This window comes from Paenibacillus salivarius (assembly GCF_051307165.1).
In the GTDB taxonomy this organism is placed as follows: domain Bacteria; phylum Bacillota; class Bacilli; order Paenibacillales; family Paenibacillaceae; genus Fontibacillus.
In genome coordinates, this window is record NZ_CP195592.1 from 4,832,357 (window position 1) to 4,848,652 (window position 16,296).

Below are 16,296 nucleotides of genomic sequence, written 5' to 3' on the forward strand. Positions count from 1 at the left end.
GGCAGCCCCTTTTATTTATGCCTAACTTGTTCCATCGTAATGACTAACTTTTAGGAGTTCTTTATCGAATAATGTCTAAGACGTATAAATTCAAGAATGGAATCAAGTTCACGGTGGGAAGTGTTATGAATTCGGGATTCATTACTTAAATGAATATGATAAGGATCAAATACAGTTATTTCGGCTGGAGTTCCATCTGGATGATAATGAGCATGGAATTTCATAATGAGATTTTTATTATTGTCATACCAGTCGTACCAATAGAGTTCAATGTAACTACCATTTGAATCTAATTCCTCAATACAATGCAATTTCGAAGTATCGCGGAAAACAATGGTTTTCCGAATACTTTTCGCACCGCTTCTAATACCGTTCACACCGTCTCTAATTTCCAAGATGATGTCTGAAAAATTTTGTTCTATAAATCGAAAGTTACTTTTAGGTATCTCTAAAGCCACGTTTCTGCCTCCCAAGAAGATGCTTCCAAACTTGTGCGTCGGTTTCTTCTTCGGGTGTCAGATTTTCTTTGGCTCCGAGCGTGCGTTCGAATTCTCCATTATATTTGTTTTCATACAACGCAATTTGTCCGGTAAAGTAACTCAGATCATCCTCATTTGATAACCTTAAGCGTTCAGCTTCTTCCTGCTCCCACATAGCCACAACATCTCTTACTAGAGTTCTTTTCCCAGAACTATATATGTACACCGTGTCATCGGGTATTCGGTTGTGCTTATACGAACCAACTCGCTGTATGCCTTCAAAACGTCCTTGATCAATCCAATTAAAAATTGTGGTTATACTGACGCCAAAATATTTAGATAATTCACTTGTCGTGTATTCTTTTACAATTTTGTGAGCATGGACCATATTTGTTCTATCTTCTTTAGACGAATCAACAGCCTGTGATAAAGCATGTTCTAGCAAAGCTATATACTTTTCTCGAAATTCACTTGGATTTTCAAAAATCGACTCATCAAACTTTTGTACCATCTCTTCATTGTTCTTTATTGCAAGCGCAAGGACCTTATACAATAAAACACTATTATCAAAACTGCTTAAACGCTGAATTAACTCTTCCGCAATTTCACTCGCGTTTCGACTAAATTGATTTTTTTCTACTATCGTAATTCCCATAACCATGTCACCTCACACTCCTAGTATACATTTATTCCAAAAGTGTATCAATATAAACTTAAACAAACTTAAACTTTCATAAACCATTATCAGTATTATGTAATAATAAACATTTTAGTGCGTACTATTTTAATTTTTTGGTGAAATACCTCAATCTTGTCGCTCCGAAAAAGTATTAATTGGAAATAAATTGATTATTCAAATAAAAAACGAGCCTTGGAATTCTAGAGGCTCGTTTCTTGTTTATAATGGCATAATGCCTTAAAAGAAGACCACCCTGTCGCAGTCCCTTACTAACTCCAAGCTAATCTATAACGTTGGCCACGATCTTTCCGCTGACATGTCTTTCGGATAACCGGCTTAACGCCGACGGGACATCCTCCAACCGGACGATTTCCTTGAGCATGGACGATATTTTGCCGGCCGCGAGCAGCGAGAGCATTACATCGCCCATGCGGGCCAGGTTGCTTTCCGCAACGGCATCGCCGGACTGGTGGGCCGCGCCAAGCGCGACTTCATGATAGGAAACGGACTTCGTGAACGGCTTTATTTTCGTATAATCGGGCGCCCCGGCAATATGTACGAGATGGCCCGAAAAAGCGATCAGGTCCAGCGCATCCGTAGAGCTTTGTCTGCTGACCGCGTCGATCACGGCATCCACGCCTCTTCCTTTCGTGATCCGGCTAACCTCTGCGGCTAGGTCGCTTTCCCGATAATCCAATACGTAATCCGCTCCAAGCGATTTTACATATTCATGATTGTGACGGGAAGCCGTCGAAATGACCTCTTTACCCGCCAGCTTCGCCAATTGAACCGCAAAACCGCCGACGCCCCCGGCTCCTCCGTGGATAAAAATCGTTTTTAATTGCGCAATCGGCAACTTTTGATAAACAGCCTGATATGCCGTGTACCCGGCGGTAGGCAGCGCGGCCGCGTCTTCAAAAGACACCCCTTCGGGGATGCGCGACACCGCATTCGCATTGGTTACGGCGTATTCCGCATAGCCGCCACGCTTGGTCAAATCACCATGATAAACGACTTTATCCCCCGCGCGCCATTCCGTAACTCCCTCGCCAACTCCGGCCACCACGCCGGCGACGTCCAGCCCAAGAATATGAGGGTAAGTCCAATTCGGGTTCCCGCCTGTCGCGGTTTTGTAATCGACGGGATTAAGCCCCACCGCCTGCACCTCGACAAGGATCTGTCCCTTTCCAGGCGATGGAGTATCGGTATCCTGAACGGTCATCTCTTTCCACATACCCTTTTCTTTCAACAGTAAAGCCTTCATCTTATCAACTCCGCATTCGATTTTTTATACTGACGGTATGCCTTAACAGCAAAGTACAAATAAAGGATGATCATCACAAGAAGGACCAGCCAGGACACGCCTCGAAACAAGGCAAAAGGGGTCTCGAACAAAAAGGCTCTCCAGAACGCCGCCCCGTTCATATCCCAAAGCCCGGGCGTGTAATACAAAGCTTCGGGATGAAGCAGCACTCCCGGATCGATGGCGTCGGTCGATACAAGAGCAATTAAAATCGGGACAAACGCGACCACCAATGCGGCCCACATCTCCGATATCCGCTTATACCGTACTGCTTTGGAATCGGCATCCGAAAAAATATCTTCACTGCCATTGTTGCCTATTTTCCTAAAGTATTGATATCCCGAGCTCTTCGTGCCGGCAACATGCTCCCAGCCGCTATCTTCGAACAAAGCCAGGTAATCTTGAAAATCCTCCTGCTTTTTAAAAGTCCGGAAATCCATCTTGATCGTGGCGTCTTCCGGCTCCGACGGGTTGAATTCGTAACCGAACGACGTCTTGTTTATGAATCGCCAGCCCTGCCTCGCCATCAGATGAAGCCACTTTTCCTCTTTATCGAAGTTGGTAAAGAACTTCAATTTCCTCATTCCGTATCCCTCCATCCTTATTTCATCAGGTCCGTCGTAACCTTAATCATATGTTTCATCCGTTCAAAATCCTGGCGGAGAATATCGGTTCCCATATCCGTAATCGCGTACACCTTCCGGCGGCTGTCTTTGCTGGCCACAGGCTGAATGAACTTCAGCTTCAGAAGATTTTCAATGGCCCCGTATAGCGTACCCGCAGCCATTCGAACCCGCCCGCCGCTGAGCTCCTCCACCTTCTGCATGATCAGGTAACCGTGCGCCGGCTCGACCAATGCCAGCAGAATGTAATAGACCGTCTCCGTTAACGGCAAATGCTTATTTTTTTCCATGATTCCCCTCCGGGCAAAACGATATCGTCTTTAGTTATATCGTTTGACTGTATAGTTATACTATATATAGTTCAACTGAATAATGCAACAAAAAAAACGCCTTCCCGCGGAAGGCGTTTTACTTGATCCGATACGAATGGTTCTAAATTCTGAATTTCGCGATCATTTCCTGGAGCTCCATGGCCATCCGGCTTAGCGATTGGGCGGAAGAAGAAATTTCCTCCATGGCCTGGTGCTGCTCCTCGGCTGCGTCGTTAATCCCTTTCAGCTCCGTCAACGACTCGCGGGAAATGGCAACGATCTCGTCCATCGAAGCCGAGACCTCCTCGGCACTGGCCGAAAGCTCCTCGGTTGCCGCGGAGACCTCCTCGATTTGGGAAGTGACCCCTTGCACGGCGATCGAAACGTGATCGAAGACGCCCTTCACATTTTCGATCTGCCGAACGCCTTCCTCGACATCGGCGAGGCCTAGCGACACGGCCTTGCCGGTATCCGCCGCCGAGCTTTGAAGATCCGTCAGAATCACCGTGATATTGCTTGCGGCCTCCGTCGTCTGCTTGGCCAGTTTCTTCACCTCTTCGGCTACCACGCCGAATCCCCGTCCATGTTCACCGGCCCGCGCAGCTTCAATGCCCGCGTTCAGCGCCAGAATGTTCGTTTGAGCTGCGATGGATGAAATGTAATCGACGATTTCGTTGATTTCTTGGGACTTGGACTCCAGCGCCTGCATCATGACGGCCGATTTGCCCACGCCCTCTTTTACGTCTTTAATGATGGAAACTGCCTCGTCCACCACGCGTTCCCCACGGTTGACCTCGCTGTACATTTCCTGCGCCTTCTGATTGACGATCCCGGCGGATTCGGCAATGCGCTGAATGCCGATGGCCATTTCTTCGATCGCGACGGCCGATTGCTCGGACCCGTCGGTCTGGGTGGTCGCGCCCTGAACCATCCCTTCTACCGCTTTCGCCGTGGTTTCGGAGGTCTGCGAGGAACTCTCCGCAATGGCCGTCAGCTCCTCCGAGGAGGCCGCCGTATGTTGAACCGCGTCGGTCAGACGAGCAATGGTATGGGAAAAGGAATCCAACATGCCGTTCATGTTCTTTTTCAACTGCTGCAGCTCGTCGTGGCCTTTTCCCATGTCCAGTCTTTCGGTCAAATCGCCGTCAGCCACCTTCTGCATCAACTTTGTCATCGAGGTCATGATTCGCGTGAAGAAGAGGGAAATCAACAGCGATATCGCCGCAACAACCACCGTACAGATTATGGTGAAGAGGATGGCGTCCTTCCTGCTTTCCTCCGCACCGCTCATCAGGTCATGTTTGCTTCCGGACACGACCACCTTCCATCCCGTTAACTCAACCTTGGCAAAGGAAGCCATCTTGGGTGTGCCATCTTCTTCGATATAATCAACGGTGCCGAGATCCTTCGCAAGAACTTCGTCCTCATACGTCTTGATCTTTTCCTCATTGGCATGCGCCCGGAAATCCGTGCCGATCTTCTCCGTTGACGGTGGGTTAAATACATCCCGGCGGTAGACAGCAGGTATGCATAACTGCTCTCGCTTACCCGGTTCTTGTTCATGTCTTTCTGGATATTTCCAGGCTGCAGAATCCCCTGAACCAGCCCTTGGAATTGTCCCTGCCCATCCAAAATGGGAATGTCCAGGATAATAATCTGTTCCCCGGATCCGGCTTCCTTAAGCAGATCGGAGATGCCTATCGTTTTCTCCTGCTTGATCCGCTTAAAGTTGTCAAAATCCGAAAGATCTTTCGCATTCCCCTGATCGTCGAACGCTTGCCCCGTTTCCGCCGCATACGAGAACGATTTGACATCCGGGTTCATAATTTTCATATTTTTGAGCACCGGGAGGATCTCTTCCCGATTCCCCCCGATCAGCACGGATTTGTAGGCATCGACCGTACTTTCAAAGGAGTTTAGCTTTTCCTGCAGCAGCGTATTTAGCGCATTCGCGTTGGCTTGGGCCGTCAGGACCTGCTCCTCCTTCACGTTGTCCCGGACCACCGCGGTAAAATCGCCGCTAACTTTCAAAGATGCATAAACCAATGGAATAATCGCAAGCAGCAGCAATAGAGCGGCCAGCTTTACATACAAGGTGTCCAGCTTACGCCAAATTCCGGCGAACAATCTCATGATGATTTCCCCTTTAATGTCCGAATTTACATTCTATGGTCTTTTATCGACGTAAAACGACATTATCTTTAGATGCTTATCGCATTCACAACATAAATTTATAAAAATAAAAAACGCAGGATTCCATCCTGCGCCTTGTTAATCCCATATCTTCGGTCTCTTCACCCCGGCACTTCTCAAATAATCCAAAAGCTGCCCGGCATGAACTGATTCATGATAGGCGATTCTCAAAAGCATATCGCCTAAAGTGCGAACGTATCCCACGTCGCTTCGATCAATTTTTACTTCGGATAAATCCTCCGATGAGTATGATTTTACGGTATCCATAAAAGCTTCCCGCAACGGCTCTGAAAATTCAAGCTCCTCCTGGAGGGTCGTAAATGCCCTTTTATCATATGGGGATTCATAATCCGCCAAGCTTCCTTGGTTCAGTAAAGCAAGATGATAGTAACGTTCGCTATCCAAAACGTGCCGGATCATATCCTGGATGCTCATGGCATCCGGATCCGGTCTCCACTCCAGGTACTCGGCGGGAATACTCTCCCAAACGATCAAGCTTCTGCGGCGAACCTCTTCCAAATTCCATACGATAGCCTCTACTGCATTCATGTTGTTTCTCCCTTTCCACCCATAATTCTACCGATATATTATAACAGAACCTACGTTCGTATGATATCCGAAAAAAAATAAAGATGCCTCGGAAGCATAAGCTTCAAGACATCTTTAATGAAGGTTTAAAGGGATGCCGCCGGATTCTGCTGTCCTCTTCCATATGGAGCTCCGAGTTCTCCTCCTCAGACCTTCGAAGAAAACGGTTTGATCGGTTACTCTTTAACGCCGCCCAGCGCTACGCCCGCGATAATATACCGGGATAACAGGAAGTAGACCACGAACAGCGGTAAGGCCGTCAAAGCCAACCCCATATAGATCGAGCCGAACTCGGTCTTGTAAATATCGCCGCGCAGCAAGCTTACCATGATCGGCATCGTATATTTTTCCTTCTGCGTCAACAGAATCAACGGCATGAACAGGTTGTTCCAGTTGGCGACAAAAGCAAAGATCGCCTGCGTCGCCACGGCCGGCATCATCAGCGGGATAATAATCCGGTTGAAGGTTTTGAACTCGCCGGAACCGTCCACGCGGGCAGCTTCCACGATCTCCATCGACATCGTGGCGAGCAGGTATTGGCGCATAAAGAACACCACCGCCGGTGCCGCGATCGCGGGCAGAATCAGGGGAAGAAAGTTATTGGTCCAATGCAATTTATACATGAACTGATAAAAGCCGATCGAGCTGGCCTGTGCAGGGATCAGCATTACGCACATGATAAAGGTAAAGAACGGCTGGCGCATCTTCCAGTTATAAGCCACAAGCCCATAGGCCGTCAGGGACGAAAAATAGACGGTTAAGATGGTTGCCGAAGCCGAGATAATAAACGAATTCATGAACCCTTGAAGCGGATCGAAGCTCTTGTCCAGCAGCACTCTCAGGTTATCCATAAAATGAGTCGACGGAAGCAATGATAGTCCGCTTTGGATTTCCGCCGTAGAGCGGGTGGCGTTGACAAACATGATCCAAAACGGAAGAATGCTGAGGAGCGCCAACAGGATGCAGACAATATAAATAATCGTCCGGCTTAGCTTTAAGTTGACGGCTCCGCGTTCCTTAATTGTTTCCATGTTTTACACCTCTCTCTCAACAGCTGCGCGGGCAGTCATTTTTTGCTGCTTCTTTGCTTTTCTCAATTTTGCCGCATCGCGGTCACGCATCAGGTAGAACAAAATTGCGGATAAAACGCCCGCGATCACGAACAGGATCATGCTTGCCGCTGCAGCCCGATTGTACATATAACTTCCCTTGAACGCTTGCCCGTAAATAAACATGGACGTCGTAAGCGTAGAGTCGTCCGGACCGCCTTGAAGGAACAACTGCGGAATATCGAACATGGTCAAACCGCCGATCATCGACGTAATCAACGTATACAGCAGGATGGTACGGAGGCTCGGCAGCGTAATGCGGAAAAAGGTTTGCCAGCCGTTGGCGCCGTCAATTGCCGCGGACTCGAAAAGAGCCGGATTGATGCCCATCACGCCCGCAACAAGAATGATCATCGTATTGCCGTACCACATCCAGAATTGAATAAACGCCACAATGCCTCGTGCCGTCGTCTTGTCCTGAAGAAAGAAAATCGGAGCGTCCGTCCATCCCAGCGATTGAAACAGACTGTTTATCGGACCCATCGGATAGGCAAACAAGCTGCTGAAAAGCACCGCAATCGTACTTGCCGTGATAATGTTCGGCATGTAGAGCAGAACTTTAAAGGCCCCTTGCCCCTTGATGTTAAGGCGTTTGTTCGTAAACCATGCCGTGAGCAGGAGCGCGAGCACGATCTGGGGAATGAAGTTCACGATCCAGAGCAGTCCCGTATTGAATAGAGATTTCCTGAACGAAGGGTTATCAAAAATAAGGTCTTTGAAGTTTTGAAACGGATTATCCAAAATATGAATCGGCTTTGGAATCAATCCCTTCATATCGGTGAACCCGATGACCGCGGTATATAAAATGGGGTACAGCGAGAATACCAGAAACGCCAGGACAAACGGTAAGGTAAAGATATAGCCGTATTTCGAGTAATTCACACCTTTTCGGCGCATGCTCTCACCTCATTAGTTGATATGAAGGGGCGGGATAACTCCCCGCCCCTTCCGGTCTTTCTTATTCGCTTTCGATGCCGAGCTGGTCTTTGACCTGCTGCTTGAAGGTGGCGATGGTTTCTTCGCGTGTTTTGTTCCCGGCGGTGTATTCGCGCACCTGGTCACGCCAGAGCAGGTTGATCGATTCGTCGTACTGGGTCAGGTTCTTACCCGAAGCATTGGCGTTGGCCGGAACGAATACTTCGAACATGTTCTGGCCGCCAAGCAGAGGTACTTCGCCGTTGGACTTTTCCATCACGACGGAGGATGCGACGCTGTCCTTCGTGCCTTGCTCGCCTTCCTTCATCGTGCCGTTAGCCCAGTAATACTGAAGACCCGTTTCGGAGGTGTCGAGCGTTACCCATTTGATGAAATCGGCGACAGCCTGTTTCTTGGCGTCGTTCTTGGCAACATCTTTGTTGGCGAGCAGCCATGTGCCGCCCCAGAAGAAGCCGGTCGGCGGCTCGGTTACGGCCCAGTCGCCATTCGTGTCTTTCACTTGATCATTCATGACATAGTTGATCAGCCAAGCCGGTCCGAAGAAACCGAAGATCGGTTGTGCGCCGGAACCGGACATGTCGGCGTACCAGGATTCCTGCCAGTCTCTCGTATCATTGTGATAGCCGTTGTCTTTCAGCTTTTTGGCAAGATCGAGGAACTCTTCACGCTTTGGATCGATATGGAGCTTGCCGTCGACAATCCAGCCTTTATCGGAACTATTCTCGATCGGGTGCCAGATATCGCCGTCGCCGGATACGATGCCGTATCCTTTGGCTTTCAGCTTTTCGGCAGCTTGGAAGAACTTATCCCAGCCAGGTCCCACTTCGCTTTTGATCGTTGCCGGGTCGTCCGTTCCGAACACATCTTTGGCAATCGAGCGGCGATAGATAAACGCGCCGCCGGTCGCTTGATAACCGAGAGCCTTCAACTGGCCTTCTTTACTGCCGATATCTACGGAATATTGGGCAATGCCCGCATCCTTCACCATTTGATCGTCCAGGCCAATGTCCGCGTAATTAGCGGCATAGTCGGAAGCGTCGCCTTGCGTGTATTTGAGCACGAACGCCGCTTCGGCGGCATAAATATCCGGAGCATCCTTGCCGCCTCCAGCCAAGGCTTGGTCAAGCGCGGGCTGATAAGCGCCGTCCGTCGTTGCGATTACCGTTGTTTTGAATTCAACATTCGCTTCAGGATGCACTTCCAAATACTTTTTCGTCATGTTCGGAATTTCATCCGTAAAGCTCCAGAGGTTGATGGTGACTTTCTCGCCATTGCCCTTTGTCGCCGTCTCAGCCGTGTTCGTGGATGGGGTTGAATTGCTTGGACTTGCAGAATTCGAGTTTGAGTTTCCTCCGCACGCCGCGAGAACCGATGTCATCAGAAGCGTGGCAGAGATGCCGGCCAAAACACGTTTCATACCTTTCATACTTTTCAAACTTGCTTCCCCCTTTTTATTTCGTTTCCCGGTTTTTTGTAACCGCATTCATATTATAAGTCCGACTGTCCCAGGGCATAAGGGAACGGCCTTTGGGGAAAATTCCACTTTTTTTGGATTCGCTTTCTTTTCCTGAAAATGAAAAAGGCCCCACCCCTTCATTACAAAGGGGGAGGCCACACGGCTACCGTTTCTGCGCGTTACTTTCATTCATTAGAGTTGATAATATTCGTCATCCGTTACGGGTTCCAACCAATCGGTTTTGCCCCGGCGTAAGCACCAAGTGTACGAACCAAGTTTCATTCCCGATCGCTGGATTAAGAGGCGCCGGATCGTAAACGCCCTTTGCAGGTGGCAGGATTACACATAGCGTTTCTTATCAAAATGGATACCAACCCAAGTATCAAGGATAGAATCCCCACCAACACGACGTATTTTGCGCCCATACCTGATATAAATAACCCGCCTACGGCCGCACCCACCGTCGTTCCTATATTACAGGAAGTCAAAAATAAGCCATTCGCGAAATCTGGAGCCTCGGGAGCCGAAGACGCCATCCAATATTGATTGATATTCCCCCCGATGCCAGCCACGACTCCCCATATTAAAGTCATGATTGCCATAGGCACGGTAAACTCTCCCGCGAAGAATAGAATGAGGTATACGCCCCCCAATACAAAAGGAAACGCTACGACGGATTTCATCGCGCTATTGGCAAGCAGCTTCCCGGCGACCATGTTTCCGATAATATTCGCTCCGCCGTAGACGAACAGCATCAAACTAATCATATTGGGAGACATATTCGTTACTGTTCCAAGATACTCAGCAAGGTAACTATAAACTCCGAACACGGCAGAATTCAAGAAAATGACGGCTGCGATGGACAGCCAAGTCTTCGATTTTTTTAAGACGCGGAGTTGAGCTCCATAAGATAGTTTTTCTTTAACAGGCATCGTCGGGACAAAGAGTAATGTAACCAAAAATACGACGGCATTGACCACGGCAAAGAAGGCAAGCGCCATTTCTATGGAAGCTGCATTCGCGATAAAGCTGACAATCGGCACGCCGACGACCATCCCGGCCGAAACCCCGATGAACACTTTGGACACCGCTTTTGCGGCATCTTCCTTTCGAACCGAGGACGCGGCGACCGAGAAAGCCAACGAACAATAAATGGGGTGAAAAAATGCCGGGACGACGCGGGCGATCAATGCAACCGTAAAGTTCGTCGTAAATATGGACACGATGTTCCCGATAAGGAAAACCCCAAGTACGAGCAACATGACCTTCTTCCGATCTATGCCCGAGAATAATAACGGCAAAATCGGACCGGAAATGGCAACGCCGAGCGCAAAAAGGCTCACCAGCAGCCCTGCTTGGGATACACTGACGTGATAGTGGTCAGCAAGGGAAGGCAGTATCCCGATAACCCCCATCTCGGTATTTAAAATGCCGAAAACCCCTATGGTCAAAATGAAAATCAATAAGTTATTCCGTCTAGCCAAAAAAACATCTCCTTCAATACGCATGTGGGAATGAGTATAAAGGATAGAGTTAACTCTAAGACAAGACAAAACCACCTGTCATTCTTCATCCGGAAGTTCGGAATGACCGGTGGTTTCATGTTTTCTAATGGGTAAAGGCGCTCCCTATTTTATTGTTTTTATGAATATCCTCCGTTCCGGCCTCTAATGCCGTCTTGTAATAGAAGCATTTATGTTCGATGAGTTCCATCGTTTTTTTAAGCTCTTCCATTTGCGCTTCCACCGTAGCCTTACGTTCCATAAACATGTCGAATCTTTGCTGTAAGGTGGCATCCCCTTCCGAGCACCAATCGATAAAATTTTTTATTTCCTTGATCGGCATCCCGGTGGATTTCAGGCATTCAATCACTTTTAAAGCTTCGATATCGGATTCTTTAAACAATCGCGTTCCGCTGGAGGTCCGTTCCACAAACGGCATTAGGCCCTCCTTGTCGTAGTAACGCAAAGTATAGGGCGTAAGATTCAATGCTTTGGCAACTTCGCTGATCGAATATGTTTTCATCGCGGGCGGGTCTCCTGTTCTATATGATATAAACCTCGAGTTAACTCTATAGTGAAGGTTGATTTTATCATGATATTTTTCCGAATGTCAAAGCCGGGCTTCCAAAGGAATTCGAAATGAATCGCTTGACTTAGAGTTAACTATAAGGATTACCATTGTTTTTGCGAATCGATTTTTCTCGATAAATTTAAACTACGGGAGGTTTTTTATATGATAACTGCCAAGGCACGCGCTGTCGACGGTCCGGACAAACCGTTTCGAACGGCTGAAATTCAACGGCGGGACCTGGATTCCCATGATGTCCTGATTGAAATTAAATATGCCGGCATCTGCCATTCGGACATCCATACCGCTCACGGCGAATGGGGACCGGTGAACTATCCTCTCGTCCCTGGACATGAGATTGCGGGCATTGTCACGGCCGTTGGACCTCATGTTACCAAATACAAGATCGGTGACCGGGTAGGCGTAGGATGTATGGTCGACTCCTGCGGCGAATGCGAGAACTGCCGAAAAGGCGAAGAACAATACTGCCTGAAAGGAAATATTCAAACATACGCTGGCGTAGACAAATACGGCGAGCCTACGCAAGGCGGATATTCTACCCATATTGTCGTGACGGAGGGCTTTGTGGTCCGAATTCCGGATAACATTGAGCTTGACGCGGCTGCTCCTTTGCTTTGCGCAGGGATTACGACTTATTCGCCGCTAAACCACTGGGGTGCCGGTCCAGGCAAAAAAGTGGCTGTCGTCGGTATGGGCGGCCTAGGCCATATGGCTGTCCAAATCGCGCATGCCATGGGTGCCGAGGTCACCGTGCTGTCCCAATCCTTGAAGAAAAAAGAAGATGGCTTGCAATTGGGCGCCGACAACTACTATGCCACAAGCAATCCGGAAACATTCCGGGAGCTTGCCGGAACCTTCGACTTCATTATTAACACGGTAAGCGCCAGCATCGATATGGATGCGTATTTCTCATTACTGACGCTGGACGGAACTTTGGTGAACGTCGGTGCCCCTGGGGAACCGCTGTCGCTCAATGTGATGTCCCTCATCGGACACCGCCGTTCCTTTGCAGGCTCCATGATCGGAGGCATCCGCGAGACGCAGGAAATGTTGGACTTCTGCGCGAAACACAACATCGCTCCTAAAATCGAAGTCATTTCCGCCGATCAAATTGACGAAGCTTACAAACGCGTATTAGCTTCCGATGTGAAGTATAGATTCGTAATTGATACGAGCACAATGTGAGTTAGGGAAACGAAACGAAGTTCTATTGTCTTAAAAGAAAAGTCGAGCGAATGTCCGGAATGAATCCGGCATCCACTCGACTTTATTTTATAGATGAGGATCAAAACCGTTCCAAGTGACCATTTGATTAACGGGTAACCGACCGGACGGATGGGCACGGACAGCTCCCTTGCCAATAGCGACCAGCAATACCGGAATGAATCGGGATGGAACTGCAAACGCGGCAACGAATGCTTCGTGATCGAAGCCGCCCATTGGACAGGAGTCGAGCCCTCTGGCTTTGGCTGCAAGCATGAGCTACATGGCGGCTAGCGAAGCATTGCGGATCGCTTCATCGCGCTGAAACGCAGGCCCGTTCGAATACGCCTCATGAACTTGCTTCATCAGATTGGATTTCACTTCTTCTGTCATATATCCGGCTTCTACGGCAGACCTGTAGACAGATTCGGCATTCCGATTGGCTTCGAGATCTCCAAGTACGGCGATAACAGCTGAAGATTCGATAATCTGCTTTTGCCCGTAAGCGACGGGCAGCAGCTTTTCCTTGGCCGATCTCTCGGTGATGGCGAGGAATTTCCAATGCTGCAGATTCCATGCCGATGGCGCATGGGATACTGCAGCAATCATGTCCAAAATTTCGTGCTCATTTAAAGTGTGGTTGGGATCAAAGTGTTTAACGGCATGACGATTCTGAACCACCGTGAAGAAATCCATTTGTGTATTTGTTGACATCTTGCTATCCTCTCCTTTGTTTGTTTTATCCTTTTTCTGCTTTTACGCGGCCGAGAATCTGCCGCTCCCTCTTCTTCCCGAGCAGGTTGGCTCCGATAACGCCGGCGATAATAAGCGCTGAACCGACGATATGATACATTCGGACTTCCTCCCCAAGCAAAAACGCTCCGGCAGCGATAGACACAATCGTCGACAAATTGGAGAAAACGCTCAGTTTGGATGCTTCCATTTTAGACAAGGCATAGTTTGAACTCAGCGCCGTCACCAATGTGGACAAGACGCCCAGATAAAGGATGGCCGCAATAAACTTACCGCTGGCAAGCGGAGAGAAAAATTGATCGATCGTTCCCGCGGCTGTATGCCCCGCAAGGGACACGGCAAGAAAAGAAAGAAAGGCAATGCTCAGCATGACATACGTAATCTCCGAAGGACTGAACGATTTAAGAAGCCGTCTCGCCAGCACGTTGTACCCTGCAATAACCAGGCAAGATAAGAATAAGAGGACGATCCCTTTCATATTGGACCAATCGATGCGGCTTCCCTTCATAATAAAGATGAACAGGACTCCGCTGACCGACAGACAGATGGACAGCTTTTGCAATAAGGTGGTCGTTTCTTTCAAAAACAGGAACGCCAGCAGCACCGTTAAAACCGGCGTAAAAGCAAACAGAATCCCCCCTTCGCTCGATGTGGCATACTTCAAGCCGTAGGATTGAAGCGTAAAAAAGCTGATTGGATACAAAGTGGCCAGAAGCAGGACCTTATACATTTTTTTCCCGCGGTAGTCCAATCGAACCCGCCCCAGCAGAACGGGGATCGACATGGCCGCGAAGGACGCGGCAAACCGGAAGGTCAGCGTATCCATAGGCTCAGCGAAATCGAGCGCAATCTTTGTGAATAAAAACGAAAATCCCATGATTATGGCATTCGTAATCGCGCATAGATAAGCAAGCTTCAATCCTGAAGAATTCATCGGACCAGGTTCCCCCCTTAATCAAATAGTGTGTCATGTTCGCGAACATGGAGCTGATCATTGAAATCTTAAAGCGAAATGAAGCTGCCAACAACCGCAAATTCTCCAAACTGTATCGATACAGTTCTTCGTATCGAATATAATGGGAGTGGCAGGAACGAGGGGGAAAACCATGAAAAAGTACTTGTCCATCCTTTCCGATATGGAACTGAAGATCAATGAAGAACATTACCGGCCGGGACAAAAGCTGCCTTCCGTCCGCGATGCCGCGAAACGCTACGGATGCAGCGTCAGTACCATTGTTCGGGCATACGCGGAGTTGGAAAAGCGCCACGCTATTTATTCGATTTCCCAGAGCGGATACTACGTCGTCGACAATCGGGAAGCCGTATCCAATGCCAATGAGGACAGCAACATCGACTTCTCGTCGGCCATGCCGGATATTCACGTATTTCCGTATTTGGACTTCCAGCATTGTTTGAACAAAGCGATCGATACGTATAAGCAGCAGCTGTTTACCGGCGGGGATTCCAGAGGGATGGCGAAGCTTCGGCAGACGCTGGTATCCCACTTCGCAAACGACCAGGTGTTTGCCAAAACGGAACAGATTATGATCACTTCGGGGGCTCAGCGGGCTTTGGAGATGTTGTCCAAAATTCCGTTTCCAAACCGAAAAGAAACCATTCTGGTCGAGCAGCCGAGTTACGATATCTACTTGCGGTATCTGGAGGCGGAGGGGATGCCGGTCGCTGGGATTCCGCGCAGCGCATCCGGCATAAATTTGAATGAGCTGGAGCAAAGGTTCAAGAACGACGGAATTAAGTTTTTCTACACCATGTCCAGATATCACAATCCGCTAGGAACGACATACCGTGCGGAAGAACGCAAAGCAATGGCCTGGCTAGCGGACAAATATGATGTGTATATCGTCGAGGACGACTATATGGGAGATCTGGGAGAAGAAAAGAACTTTGATCCGATTTACGCATATAGCCGGACATCGCATGTCGTTTACGTGAAGAGCTTCTCCAAAATTATTTTCCCGGGCTTGCGCTTGGGTGCGGTCGTCCTGCCAGAAACGTTGCTTGAAACATTCCGTGCCTATAAGGGATATAACGATACTTCGCTATTGTCGCAAGCGGCGCTAGACGTGTACATCAAAAACGGTATGTATGAACGGCATAAACATAAAATCAGCAGCCAATATGCGGCACGGATTCAGGCTGTAAACGATGCGTTCAGACGCCACAACAGCGAAGGGCGGGTGACCTTATCCGGAGTTGATTCCGGAGTGTATATGCAATTGAAGCTCCCGCTAACCGTTAACCTGGATCGGCTGATGAAGCGGCTGTCGGCGAGGAATGTGAAGGTTGTAACCGGAAGGCCGTTTTATTTGACGAACTGGCTTGAGCGGGAAAAGTTTCTGCGCATCAGCATTTCACGGGTCAGACCGGAAAACATCGAGGAAGGAGTCCGGGTGATTATGGAGGTAGTGCGTAGAGAAATCGGGCTGGAAAGCCCCGACTAAATGAGCCGGCATGAACCGAGTAAGACTCATGAGACCGGTAACCCACTTATTTGAAAATAAAAAGGGGCTGTCCCAAAAGGTAGTTAATTAAACTACTCGAAAGATGAGTC

General features: G+C 48.7%; 16 protein-coding genes and 1 pseudogene. 2 read left to right on the forward strand and 15 right to left on the reverse strand.

Annotated elements, in window-relative coordinates; all coding sequences use genetic code 11:
• Positions 1–50: 50 nt before the first annotated feature.
• From ACSFXJ_RS22435 to ACSFXJ_RS22495, 13 genes are all read right to left on the reverse strand, one after another.
• Complete coding sequence (locus tag ACSFXJ_RS22435) at positions 51–458, reverse strand: toxin-antitoxin system TumE family protein (protein WP_435922558.1); 408 nt, start codon at positions 456–458, stop codon at positions 51–53.
• A complete protein-coding gene (locus tag ACSFXJ_RS22440) occupies positions 439–1,140 on the reverse strand; it encodes a hypothetical protein (RefSeq protein WP_435922559.1) in 702 nt (233 codons plus the stop codon). The genes ACSFXJ_RS22435 and ACSFXJ_RS22440 overlap by 20 nt, the downstream gene beginning before the upstream one ends.
• Positions 1,141–1,438: 298 nt before the next feature.
• A complete protein-coding gene (locus tag ACSFXJ_RS22445) occupies positions 1,439–2,422 on the reverse strand; it encodes a zinc-binding dehydrogenase (RefSeq protein WP_435922560.1) in 984 nt (327 codons plus the stop codon).
• Positions 2,419–3,045, reverse strand: a complete 627-nt coding sequence (locus ACSFXJ_RS22450) for a DUF2812 domain-containing protein (RefSeq protein WP_435922561.1) — start codon at positions 3,043–3,045, stop codon at positions 2,419–2,421. The genes ACSFXJ_RS22445 and ACSFXJ_RS22450 overlap by 4 nt, the downstream gene beginning before the upstream one ends.
• A gap of 17 nt (positions 3,046–3,062) precedes the next feature.
• Positions 3,063–3,374 carry a PadR family transcriptional regulator gene (locus ACSFXJ_RS22455; protein WP_435922562.1) on the reverse strand — a complete coding sequence of 104 codons (312 nt, stop codon included), beginning with the start codon at positions 3,372–3,374 and terminating at the stop codon, positions 3,063–3,065.
• A 142-nt stretch (positions 3,375–3,516) separates the two neighbouring features.
• A complete protein-coding gene (locus tag ACSFXJ_RS22460; protein WP_435922563.1) occupies positions 3,517–4,755 on the reverse strand; it encodes a methyl-accepting chemotaxis protein in 1,239 nt (412 codons plus the stop codon).
• Positions 4,728–5,528 carry a cache domain-containing protein gene (locus ACSFXJ_RS22465; protein ID WP_435922564.1) on the reverse strand — a complete coding sequence of 267 codons (801 nt, stop codon included), beginning with the start codon at positions 5,526–5,528 and terminating at the stop codon, positions 4,728–4,730. The genes ACSFXJ_RS22460 and ACSFXJ_RS22465 overlap by 28 nt, the downstream gene beginning before the upstream one ends.
• A gap of 138 nt (positions 5,529–5,666) precedes the next feature.
• Positions 5,667–6,137 carry a DinB family protein gene (locus ACSFXJ_RS22470; protein WP_435922565.1) on the reverse strand — a complete coding sequence of 157 codons (471 nt, stop codon included), beginning with the start codon at positions 6,135–6,137 and terminating at the stop codon, positions 5,667–5,669.
• A 215-nt stretch (positions 6,138–6,352) separates the two neighbouring features.
• Positions 6,353–7,207 (reverse strand): carbohydrate ABC transporter permease, encoded by an 855-nt coding sequence (locus tag ACSFXJ_RS22475; protein WP_435922566.1) that lies wholly within the window; start codon positions 7,205–7,207, stop codon positions 6,353–6,355.
• 3 nt (positions 7,208–7,210) lie between these two features.
• Entirely contained in the window at positions 7,211–8,182 is a 972-nt protein-coding gene (locus ACSFXJ_RS22480; protein WP_435922567.1) for a carbohydrate ABC transporter permease, read from the reverse strand.
• 61 nt (positions 8,183–8,243) lie between these two features.
• A complete protein-coding gene (locus ACSFXJ_RS22485) occupies positions 8,244–9,647 on the reverse strand; it encodes an ABC transporter substrate-binding protein (RefSeq protein WP_435925834.1) in 1,404 nt (467 codons plus the stop codon).
• A 326-nt stretch (positions 9,648–9,973) separates the two neighbouring features.
• Complete coding sequence (locus ACSFXJ_RS22490) at positions 9,974–11,161, reverse strand: MFS transporter (protein WP_435922568.1); 1,188 nt, start codon at positions 11,159–11,161, stop codon at positions 9,974–9,976.
• Positions 11,162–11,285: 124 nt separating this feature from the next.
• Complete coding sequence (locus tag ACSFXJ_RS22495) at positions 11,286–11,702, reverse strand: MerR family transcriptional regulator (protein ID WP_435922569.1); 417 nt, start codon at positions 11,700–11,702, stop codon at positions 11,286–11,288.
• A 210-nt stretch (positions 11,703–11,912) separates the two neighbouring features.
• Between ACSFXJ_RS22495 and ACSFXJ_RS22500 the strand changes: the two genes are divergently transcribed.
• Positions 11,913–12,953, forward strand: a complete 1,041-nt coding sequence (locus ACSFXJ_RS22500) for an NAD(P)-dependent alcohol dehydrogenase (RefSeq protein WP_435922570.1) — start codon at positions 11,913–11,915, stop codon at positions 12,951–12,953.
• 87 nt (positions 12,954–13,040) lie between these two features.
• On the opposite strand, the pseudogene ACSFXJ_RS22505 reads toward ACSFXJ_RS22500, so the two are convergent.
• Positions 13,041–13,685: pseudogene (locus tag ACSFXJ_RS22505) on the reverse strand (nitroreductase family protein).
• Positions 13,686–13,710: 25 nt separating this feature from the next.
• Entirely contained in the window at positions 13,711–14,658 is a 948-nt protein-coding gene (locus tag ACSFXJ_RS22510; RefSeq protein ID WP_435922571.1) for a DMT family transporter, read from the reverse strand.
• Positions 14,659–14,830: 172 nt separating this feature from the next.
• Here ACSFXJ_RS22510 and ACSFXJ_RS22515 point away from each other — a divergent pair, with 172 nt between their 5' ends.
• Positions 14,831–16,186, forward strand: a complete 1,356-nt coding sequence (locus ACSFXJ_RS22515; RefSeq protein ID WP_435922572.1) for a PLP-dependent aminotransferase family protein — start codon at positions 14,831–14,833, stop codon at positions 16,184–16,186.
• Positions 16,187–16,296: the final 110 nt, after the last annotated feature.

Bases quoted from the DNA above. Each gene is read 5' to 3' on its own strand.
- ACSFXJ_RS22475 (WP_435922566.1), bottom strand. From the start codon at position 7,207: ATGGAAACAATTAAGGAACGCGGAGCCGTCAACTTAAAGCTAAGCCGG.
- ACSFXJ_RS22485 (WP_435925834.1), bottom strand. From the start codon at position 9,647: ATGAAAGGTATGAAACGTGTTTTGGCCGGCATCTCTGCCACGCTTCTG.
- ACSFXJ_RS22470 (WP_435922565.1), bottom strand. From the start codon at position 6,137: ATGAATGCAGTAGAGGCTATCGTATGGAATTTGGAAGAGGTTCGCCGC.
- ACSFXJ_RS22465 (WP_435922564.1), bottom strand. From the start codon at position 5,528: ATGAGATTGTTCGCCGGAATTTGGCGTAAGCTGGACACCTTGTATGTA.
- ACSFXJ_RS22495 (WP_435922569.1), bottom strand. From the start codon at position 11,702: ATGAAAACATATTCGATCAGCGAAGTTGCCAAAGCATTGAATCTTACG.
- ACSFXJ_RS22455 (WP_435922562.1), bottom strand. From the start codon at position 3,374: ATGGAAAAAAATAAGCATTTGCCGTTAACGGAGACGGTCTATTACATT.
- ACSFXJ_RS22500 (WP_435922570.1), top strand. From the start codon at position 11,913: ATGATAACTGCCAAGGCACGCGCTGTCGACGGTCCGGACAAACCGTTT.
- ACSFXJ_RS22515 (WP_435922572.1), top strand. From the start codon at position 14,831: ATGAAAAAGTACTTGTCCATCCTTTCCGATATGGAACTGAAGATCAAT.
- ACSFXJ_RS22440 (WP_435922559.1), bottom strand. From the start codon at position 1,140: ATGGTTATGGGAATTACGATAGTAGAAAAAAATCAATTTAGTCGAAAC.
- ACSFXJ_RS22480 (WP_435922567.1), bottom strand. From the start codon at position 8,182: ATGCGCCGAAAAGGTGTGAATTACTCGAAATACGGCTATATCTTTACC.
- ACSFXJ_RS22510 (WP_435922571.1), bottom strand. From the start codon at position 14,658: ATGAATTCTTCAGGATTGAAGCTTGCTTATCTATGCGCGATTACGAAT.
- ACSFXJ_RS22445 (WP_435922560.1), bottom strand. From the start codon at position 2,422: ATGAAGGCTTTACTGTTGAAAGAAAAGGGTATGTGGAAAGAGATGACC.
- ACSFXJ_RS22450 (WP_435922561.1), bottom strand. From the start codon at position 3,045: ATGAGGAAATTGAAGTTCTTTACCAACTTCGATAAAGAGGAAAAGTGG.
- ACSFXJ_RS22460 (WP_435922563.1), bottom strand. From the start codon at position 4,755: ATGGCTTCCTTTGCCAAGGTTGAGTTAACGGGATGGAAGGTGGTCGTG.